Origin of the sequence: Henriciella sp. (assembly GCF_049649345.1) — a bacterium.
Classification (GTDB): Bacteria; Pseudomonadota; Alphaproteobacteria; order Caulobacterales; family Hyphomonadaceae; genus Henriciella.
Genome location: NZ_JBARZC010000517.1, coordinates 1 through 7,694, shown reverse-complemented (window position 1 = coordinate 7,694; position 7,694 = coordinate 1). Strand labels below are relative to the sequence as shown.

Sequence of the window (7,694 nt, the reverse complement as noted above, 5' to 3'; positions counted from 1 at the left end):
GCACCATGGTGGCCATCAAATTGCGCAGCGTCTTGCCCTCGCCGTTCCGGCTGCCGCCCAGCGGAATATAGAGATAGTCGCGCAACCAGGCCGACAGCGAAATATGCCAGCGGCGCCAGAAATCCGTGATCGTTGAAGAAAAGAGCGGGCCGCGAAAGTTGATCGGAATCTGGTAGCCAAAGCACCGGCTCACCGCGATCGCCATGTCAGAATAGCCGGAGAAATCGCAGAAGATCTGAACGGTGTAGGCAAGGCTCGCATAGATGATCGCGCTTTGCGAATAGCCCGACGGGTCTGCGAAGACCGGATCGACGCAGAGAAGCCCCAGATTGTCGGCGACGACCACTTTCTTGAAGAACCCGCCCATGAACAGCACCATCACGCCGCTCCATGGAATCTGCGAGAGTTGCTTTTTCAGGTCGATCTGCGGAAAGAAGTCAGCTGCCCGGACAATCGGCCCGGCAACAAGCTGAGGAAAGAAAGCGACGAAGAAGGCCGTATCGATAAAGCCGCGAGGATCCTTGAACTCGCCCCGGCGGACATCGACGATGAAGCCAATTGCCTGGAAGATATAGAAGCTCACGCCAACTGGCAGGATGATGCTGAGCGTCGGCTGTGATGCCTCGATGCCTGCCCGCTGCAGCAGGATCACGAAACTGTCTGCAAAGAAGTTGAAGTATTTGAACACGCCCAGCGTGGCGAGCAGGAGTGTGACCGATATCCCTGTAATCCAGTTCCTGGCCTTTGTATTCGACCTCCTGAACAGAGCATGCTGGCCGATATAGGCCACAAGGATGACGAAGCTGATCAGACCCAGGAACCGGTAATCCCATGCGCCATAGAACACATAGCTGGCTGCCAGCAGGAAGATGACGCGCGCGCGCCCGGACGGAAGGCTCCAATAGAGCGTAAAAACGCCTAGAAAGAAGAGAGCGAACAGGAAGGTCGAAAACAACATCAGCCAGCTCCGCAAATGCGTCTGGCGATGGATTGTGCGAGCAGATCGGCGCCCTCGCCGCTCAGATGGCCTTCATCGAACCAGTAGTCACTGTCGGCAAGAAAGCCATGGTCGGCGAGCGGGAAGGTCAGAACCGGAATGTCGACGCCGCGTACGGTGAGTTCCGTAAGCGGAAGCTGCGAGTGGCCCGATTTTGGCGGGAATATCAGCCCCACCCGTGAGAGCTCTTCTGTCGTCAGGCCGGACAGGATTGGCCGCGCGAAATTCAGGGCGTCCGCTGCTGCATCATCCTGCGATAATCCGCCCAGTGCAGCAGCCTGGTCCTCGAAATAGGCCTGGAAAAGGTCCGGGTCCTCTTCCAGGAGGCGCTGCAGTTTTGCCGCACGGGGATTCCTGCGGCCCCCGTCAGCGTCAAGCCGCGTAAAGCCCCGAACGCCGATATTGTCGATCGATTCAAGCGGCCGCTCTTTGACCAGCTCATGAACCACGCCGGTCAGGAAGAAGCTGGAAATCGAGTGGAGAAATATGTCGTATTGCAGTTCGCTTTCCGAGACGTCCTCAGCACGCTCCGCATCAAGAAGGCTCGACCTCAGATAGGCTGGTTGCCAGTCCGGCGCGAGATACCGCGCCCGCGCTGTGCGGGGGATGCCGGCATTGGCCACTCCCGTCGGCTCGATCCAGATCGTTCGAGGCTGGGACGGCTGGTCCAGCATCCAGTCGAGCATGAAACGGATATTCGCCGCATTCGCGCCGCCTGCGCCGGCATTGTACATGTCCGCACCGCAGCGTTCCGACAGCGCTCCTGCATCGATCTGCCGGAAGATCCGGCTGGTTCCGAGCCAGACCACATCATGGGCCTCTTCCGGATCGATGCCGGCCAGCTTCTGGCGAATGTGCGGGTCCAACCTGGCAAATTCCGGTGTCTGTTGCGCAGCGGTGCGAACGGCATACCCGCCCGCAATCAGCCATAGCAGGAAGATGAGGCCCACCCCAAAAGTCGCCAGCACCGCACCATGTTTGCTGCCGGTCTTCGGCGTTTCACCTGGTTCGTACTCGAACAGGGTCATTCGGCTGCTTCCACGATGAGGATACGGTCGATGTACATGACCGCGTCTGGCACGCCTGAATTGAGGATTAGGGTCGGTCGCGAGGCCTCTTCCTCCTCTGGCAGGACAGGAACGTCATACTCGAAAGTGAAAGCTTGCCGGTCTGGCTTGAGATCAATCGATTGCCATCCGCTATTGCCGCGATTGCCCGTCGCGTAGATTGCCTTGGCCTGCCCTTCACAGCCTTCACACGATCCAATAATCTCAACCCGGACGGTACGGCCCTCGAAATTCTGTGAATGGCGCGAATTGAAAATCCAGTTGGCGCCCTTTGTGCGCAGGCGGTCGCGCCCCTCCCCTGCCGGAACCGGCGTCTCGACAATCATCGTGCGCCCCCCCTCCCTGATGCCACAGGACATCGTCGCAGCGCGGCTTTCTTTGTAATAGGTGTCGAAAGGAGCCTCGCAGCTCGCAATCGCTGCCCCCTGGCGAAGGGCAAGCGCTTCGTCGCTTCCGACTTGCAGGTTCATTGCGGGGGCAAACAGACGCCATCCCAGAACCAGCAAGAGCGGCGACAGGAGCAGCACCGCCCAGAGCAGCTTCCTCAACATATTATCTTCCCCCTGGCTGGCCTGCCTTGGCCCCTTGCCGCACCGCGCCTACCCACTTGTGCAACATTGAACCGATTCCTCAACTATTTGCGGTCTCCCCGTGCAAAGCCGGGGCCATGGCAAGGCAGGGTGTCCACGCGTCAGCAATTGCCAGCCAGCGTGATCCGGTTAGGCTGCCTTAAAAAGTGGGAGGATCAGACTATGAGACTGTTCACCGCCGGCATGATGGCCATGTCGATGATCGCTGCCTGCTCGCAGGCGGCCGGCAGCGAGCCTGCTGAAGACACGAGCGAAGCACGCACGCCTGCACCGCCGCAAGCTGGCACCGCGACAGAGGCAACGTCCGAGGCCAATGCCAGCGTCGCTGCGCGCCTGCCCCTTGATGACCAGGACGACTATAAAGACGCCGCGCGCGGTTTCCTCGCCGCCATCGAGGCAGAGGCCATTCTCGGCGAAGACGGCTCGGTCGTCTGGTCGGTTCCTCAATTCGATTTCATCGCGGGCGAAGCGCCAGACACCGTCAATCCGTCGCTCTGGCGACAGTCGGGCCTCACAGCAAAGCATGGCCTGTTCGAAGTCGCCGACGGCATCTGGCAGGTACGCGGCTACGACCTCTCGGTGATGAGCATCATTGAGGGCGAGGCGGGCTGGATCATTGTCGACCCGCTGACCGTCAGGGAAACCGCCGCAGCGGGGCTCAAACTCGTCAATGACACGCTCGGCGAGCGGCCTGTCACCGGCGTTCTCTACACTCATTCGCATGCCGACCATTTTGGCGGCGCGCGCGGCGTGATCAGCGAAGAGGAGATCGAGAGCCGGAACGTGCCCGTGCTCGCGCCGGAAGGCTTCACCGAAAACGCTGTGGCCGAAAACCTGATCGCTGGCAATCTTATGTCCCGCCGCGCGGTCCTGATGTTCGGGCGCACTATCCCGAGTTCGGAAACCGCCAATGTTGGGACAGGTCTTGGCGCCGGCTTGCCGCAGGGGACGACCGGTCTCGTGCTGCCGACCGAGGAAATCGGCGGCTGGGGCACGCGCCGCGTCATTGATGGCGTCACCTTCGAATTCATGGATGCCGGCGGCACCGAAGCGCCGGCCGAATTCATGTTCTACCTGCCTGAAAAGCGCGCGCTCTGCACCGCTGAAGTCGCGACCGCCACCTTCCACAATGTGCTCACCCCGCGCGGCGCCAAGGTTCGCGACACGCTGAAATGGAGCCGGGTGATCGACCGCGCCCTCGCCGACTATGGCGACCGCGCGGATCTGATGTTCGCCTCCCACCATTGGCCGACCTGGGGCACCGAGAATGTCCAGACCTTCCTGCGCGGCCAGCGCGACATTTACCGCTATGTCCACGACCAGACGCTGCGCCGCGCTAATGCCGGCGCGACGATGACCGAGGCCGCCGAGACCATTCCCGAGCCCTCCTTCAGCCAGGATGATTTCGCCACGCGCGGCTATTACGGCACGCTCAATCACAATGCCAAAGCGGTCTACCAGTTCTATTATGGCTGGTGGAGCGGCGTTCCGGCGGACTATAACGCCCTGCCCCGCGAGGAGACGGCCCGGCGCTATGTCGCGGCGATGGGCGGCATGGACGCGGTGCTGGAGCGGGCCATCGGCGCCTTCGACAGCGGCGACTACAGATGGGCCGCCGAACTGTTCAATCAGGCAGTCTTCTCGGACCCCGGCAATGAACGCGCCAAATCCTGGCTGGCGGCAAGCTATGAACAGCTCGGCTTCCAGGCCGAAAGCGGCGCCTGGCGCAGCTATTATCTGACTGCGGCGCATGAATTGAGAACACCGCTCCCCGAGGGCGGCACCGCGACCGCGGGCAATGCCGATTTCCTGAAAGCGGTTCCTACGCTCGACCTGTTCGATGCGCTCGCCAGCCGGTATGACCCGGACAAGTTGAGCCGCGATCCGTTCACGCTCGTCTTTGATTTCACCGATACGGGCGAGACGCTGTCGCTCGAGATCGGGCAGGACGTGATCGTGCCAAGGCTCGCCGACACGGAAGACGCCGCCGCCCGTCTTCGGCTGTCGCGGACAGACTTCAATGCGCTGATCCTGCGGGAGGCGAATGTGCCGGCACTGGTCGGATCAGGCCGCCTCGCCATTGAGGGTGAGACAGCCGCCGCCGGCGCCTTCCTGACGACACTGGACACGCCTGATTTCTGGTTCAACGTGGTCACACCCTGAGCGATGTCAGTTTGAGCCTGCTTGCCCTCTTGCAGCGGCGCGAGCATGCGGCTAGTCAGGCAGGCTGTTGCGGAGAGGTGGCCGAGTGGCTGAAGGCGCGCCCCTGCTAAGGGCGTATACGTTTACGCGTATCGAGGGTTCGAATCCCTTCCTCTCCGCCAGCCAGTTTCCCGAAAATCAGCGAATTCGAGACGTCTCGAATTAGTCCCGAAAAATCCGGGACTTATCGCGCATATCAGCGCCTGGTTTGGCACTGTCAGAGTAAACCAGGATTGAGCAAACGCTGCGGGAGACCGGTTCGGCTTAGACCGGCAGCACAGTTTGATCAGATCAAAGCGAGGCGGGCGCTCAACAGCTTCATCAGGGTTGTTTTGAAGCGCTCAAGCTCGCCGACATCGTCAATGGAGCGACCGTAGGACCACAGGCCCTGGCTCGCGGTAGCCAGAAATCCGGCCAGTTCGTCAACCTCTCGGTTCGAAAGCTTCGCAGCTGAATCAACAGCTGATCTTTCCAGTGCATTGAGGAACCCGGCACGCAGATCCCGCTCATGTTGGTTCACGAGAGTTCGGACGGCCTCGTCATGTGGTGCACATTCGGTCATCACGTTGGCCAGGAAGCAGCCCGGGCCAGGCATTCCATGCTGTTTGTGCAGCTCAATGAAGTGATCGAAGTATGCTTCAATGCCGCTGAGGCCGTCTTCACCTGACAGCAGAAGCGCAAGCGCCGGGTCGACATATTTCTCCCGATAGGCGGCAAGACACCCGAGAAAGAGCTGCTCCTTGCCACCGAAATCGGTGTAGATGCCGCCGCGCCCAACGCCTGTTGACGCGACAAGGTCCTCAACAGATGTCGATGCAAAGCCGTTCTTCCAGAAGGCCCACATGGCGCTGAGGACAAGTTCGTCTCTCGACTTCGAGCGCGGTCTCACCATTCGAATTTCCAGACTGTTTACGGCACGTTTCGTTGACAGGATCCGGGCCACTTTGGACCGATAGCAAGCGTCTCGACAAGCCTTCCATAACAATCGGACTATCCGGTATTGCTTTTTGGAATGAATATTCCATAACAGTTTTATTGGATCAGTAATTGAAAGCCAACCGCCATCGCGCTGGCAAATGAGAAAGCCCCGTTCATGAAGATAAGTGTGGTGATACAATGAGTGATCTGCCTGGTATTCTGTTTATCGTTGCCGCCGCCCTTTCACTGCTTGGTGTGCTCGGACATGAAATTCTCGGCTCGCCGAAAGTCCTCGCTCCTCTGAAAGGATCAGGCCTGCCCGATGATGTGATCTGGCTCCATCATTTTTCCTGGCACGTCGGCTCGGTCGCGGTTCTGGCGATGGCAGCGCTCTTCCTGCTTGCCGCGAAATCGGCTGACGGGGTGGCCTATGCGGCGGTAGCCACGGCGATTAGCGCAGGATTTGCAGCGCTTGGCCTCTCGCTCGCCATCTTTGGCAACCGCGCGCTTTGGCGCACACCAGCCCCCTACCCCTGGACCTTGATCGCCATACTGGGCGGCGCCGGACTTCTGATGGAGCTCAGCGCCGGATGAGCGGGGCGCAAGCCGACTGGACGTTTAGTGGGGCATGGCCCTAGCCACCTGCTCTTCCTGAAGCGCTAGTTCTCTGGAAGCTCGGACGTCGCAACCCGGAAGCCGAAGACCTTGTCACGCACTGTCCGGTCAAGCCGGGCGCGGTTGGAAACACGGTGGTCGTCAGCATCTCGGCCCCAGGCACCGCCGCGCAGCACCCGCCGCTGGCAATCGACTGTCTGCCGCGCGCTGCCATCATTTGGCGCGTCGACATAATTGTTGACGTAGCAATCCTCGACCCATTCGCGCGCATTGCCCAGCATGGCGCGCAGGCCAAACGGATTTTCCTGAAGCGAGGATGGCGCCACAGGCGCATTCACTGGCGCGATCTTGGGATCGAACGTGTTTCCCCACCAGTAAGGTGTCTCGGTGCCGCCGCGCGCAGCATATTCCCATTCTGCCTCGCTCGGGATCCGATAGGCCCGGCCTGTCTTGCCTGAGAGCCAGCGCGTATAGGACTGGGCATCGTTCCATGAAACGCCAATGACCGGCTGATCGCCTTTGCCGAATCCTCGGTCCGGCGGGGTATAGTCCCCGCATCCGCCATCCTCGACGCAGGCCTCCCATTCGGCGAATGTCACCTCGTCGATCCCGATGGCAAAAGGCGATAGGGTGACTTCGTGGCGCGGCGATTCATTTCCGGTCCGTCCCGGTTCATCATCGGGTGATCCCATCAGGAATGTGCCGGCTTCCAGCTGCTTCATCTGAGGGCATAGATCGCAGTCGGAAAATGCATCGGCCAGGGCCGCCGCCTCGCCGTCCGCTTGCACGGCCGCGTTGCCTGACATGAAGACGAAAGCACCCGCGCCAATACCGGCGACGATCAGTCCACCAAGGATCGTGACGATTGGTACGCCGCCCTTCTTGCTAAGCGTTTCCTGTGGAGGCGGTGACGCCGCGGTGCTCTCGCGAACTTTCTGAGGCGCAGCGGGCGCGTGCACCGGCTCCGGTTCAGAGGCTATGGCAGCTGCCGGCGCGGCCTTCAGATTTGCGAGACGGTTCTGCGCCAGGGTCGCAAAATGACCATCGGGATAGCGTTGCAGATAGGCCTCGTAATCGGCCGGGTCGTCGCTGGCGCTGATCGATGACCAGAACGTATTTTCGATCGTGGCATCCGGCGCCGGCACTGCTGTCTCGGGCGCTATTTCCTGTTTGGAAGCAGGTTCGGCGTCGGACTGCTCAAGCGCCTGGCCGATATCGGCGACAAACTGCTTCCACCTCGGATCATTCGTATCGCCGTCCCAGGAGGTGAGATCCGCGCTCTGTGTCAGCTCGAACATGATCGGG

Annotated in this window: 7 protein-coding genes and 1 tRNA gene; 3 read left to right on the top strand and 5 right to left on the bottom strand. The window is 60.7% G+C overall.

Annotation, left to right across the window (positions count from 1 at the left end):
* The 3 genes from WA989_RS14280 to WA989_RS14270 all read right to left on the bottom strand — a co-directional run.
* A partial coding sequence (locus WA989_RS14280; protein WP_424341156.1) for an MBOAT family O-acyltransferase occupies positions 1–958 on the bottom strand: 958 nt, incomplete at its 3' end.
* Positions 958–2,025 carry a hypothetical protein gene (locus WA989_RS14275; protein ID WP_424341155.1) on the bottom strand — a complete coding sequence of 356 codons (1,068 nt, stop codon included), beginning with the start codon at positions 2,023–2,025 and terminating at the stop codon, positions 958–960. The genes WA989_RS14280 and WA989_RS14275, both read right to left, overlap by 1 nt.
* Positions 2,022–2,615 (bottom strand): hypothetical protein, encoded by a 594-nt coding sequence (locus WA989_RS14270; protein ID WP_424341154.1) that lies wholly within the window; start codon positions 2,613–2,615, stop codon positions 2,022–2,024. Before WA989_RS14270 ends, WA989_RS14275 begins: the two co-directional genes overlap by 4 nt.
* Positions 2,616–2,816: 201 nt before the next feature.
* Between WA989_RS14270 and WA989_RS14265 the strand changes: the two genes are divergently transcribed.
* The gene (locus WA989_RS14265) at positions 2,817–4,817 is read left to right on the top strand and encodes an alkyl/aryl-sulfatase (RefSeq protein WP_424341153.1); all 2,001 of its coding nucleotides are present in this window, start codon (positions 2,817–2,819) and stop codon (positions 4,815–4,817) included.
* A 71-nt stretch (positions 4,818–4,888) separates the two neighbouring features.
* A tRNA-Ser gene (locus WA989_RS14260) sits at positions 4,889–4,978 on the top strand.
* A 164-nt stretch (positions 4,979–5,142) separates the two neighbouring features.
* On the opposite strand, the gene WA989_RS14255 is transcribed toward WA989_RS14260, so the two are convergent.
* The gene (locus WA989_RS14255) at positions 5,143–5,973 is read right to left on the bottom strand and encodes a TetR/AcrR family transcriptional regulator (protein WP_424341152.1); all 831 of its coding nucleotides are present in this window, start codon (positions 5,971–5,973) and stop codon (positions 5,143–5,145) included.
* Between WA989_RS14255 and WA989_RS14250 the strand changes: the two genes are divergently transcribed.
* Entirely contained in the window at positions 5,973–6,368 is a 396-nt protein-coding gene (locus WA989_RS14250) for a hypothetical protein (protein WP_424341151.1), read from the top strand. The two genes, WA989_RS14255 and WA989_RS14250, sit on opposite strands and share 1 nt — an antisense overlap.
* Before the next feature lie 65 nt (positions 6,369–6,433).
* Here WA989_RS14250 and WA989_RS14245 read toward each other — a convergent pair.
* Positions 6,434–7,694: formylglycine-generating enzyme family protein (locus WA989_RS14245; protein WP_424341150.1), on the bottom strand; the 1,261-nt coding region annotated here is incomplete at its 5' end.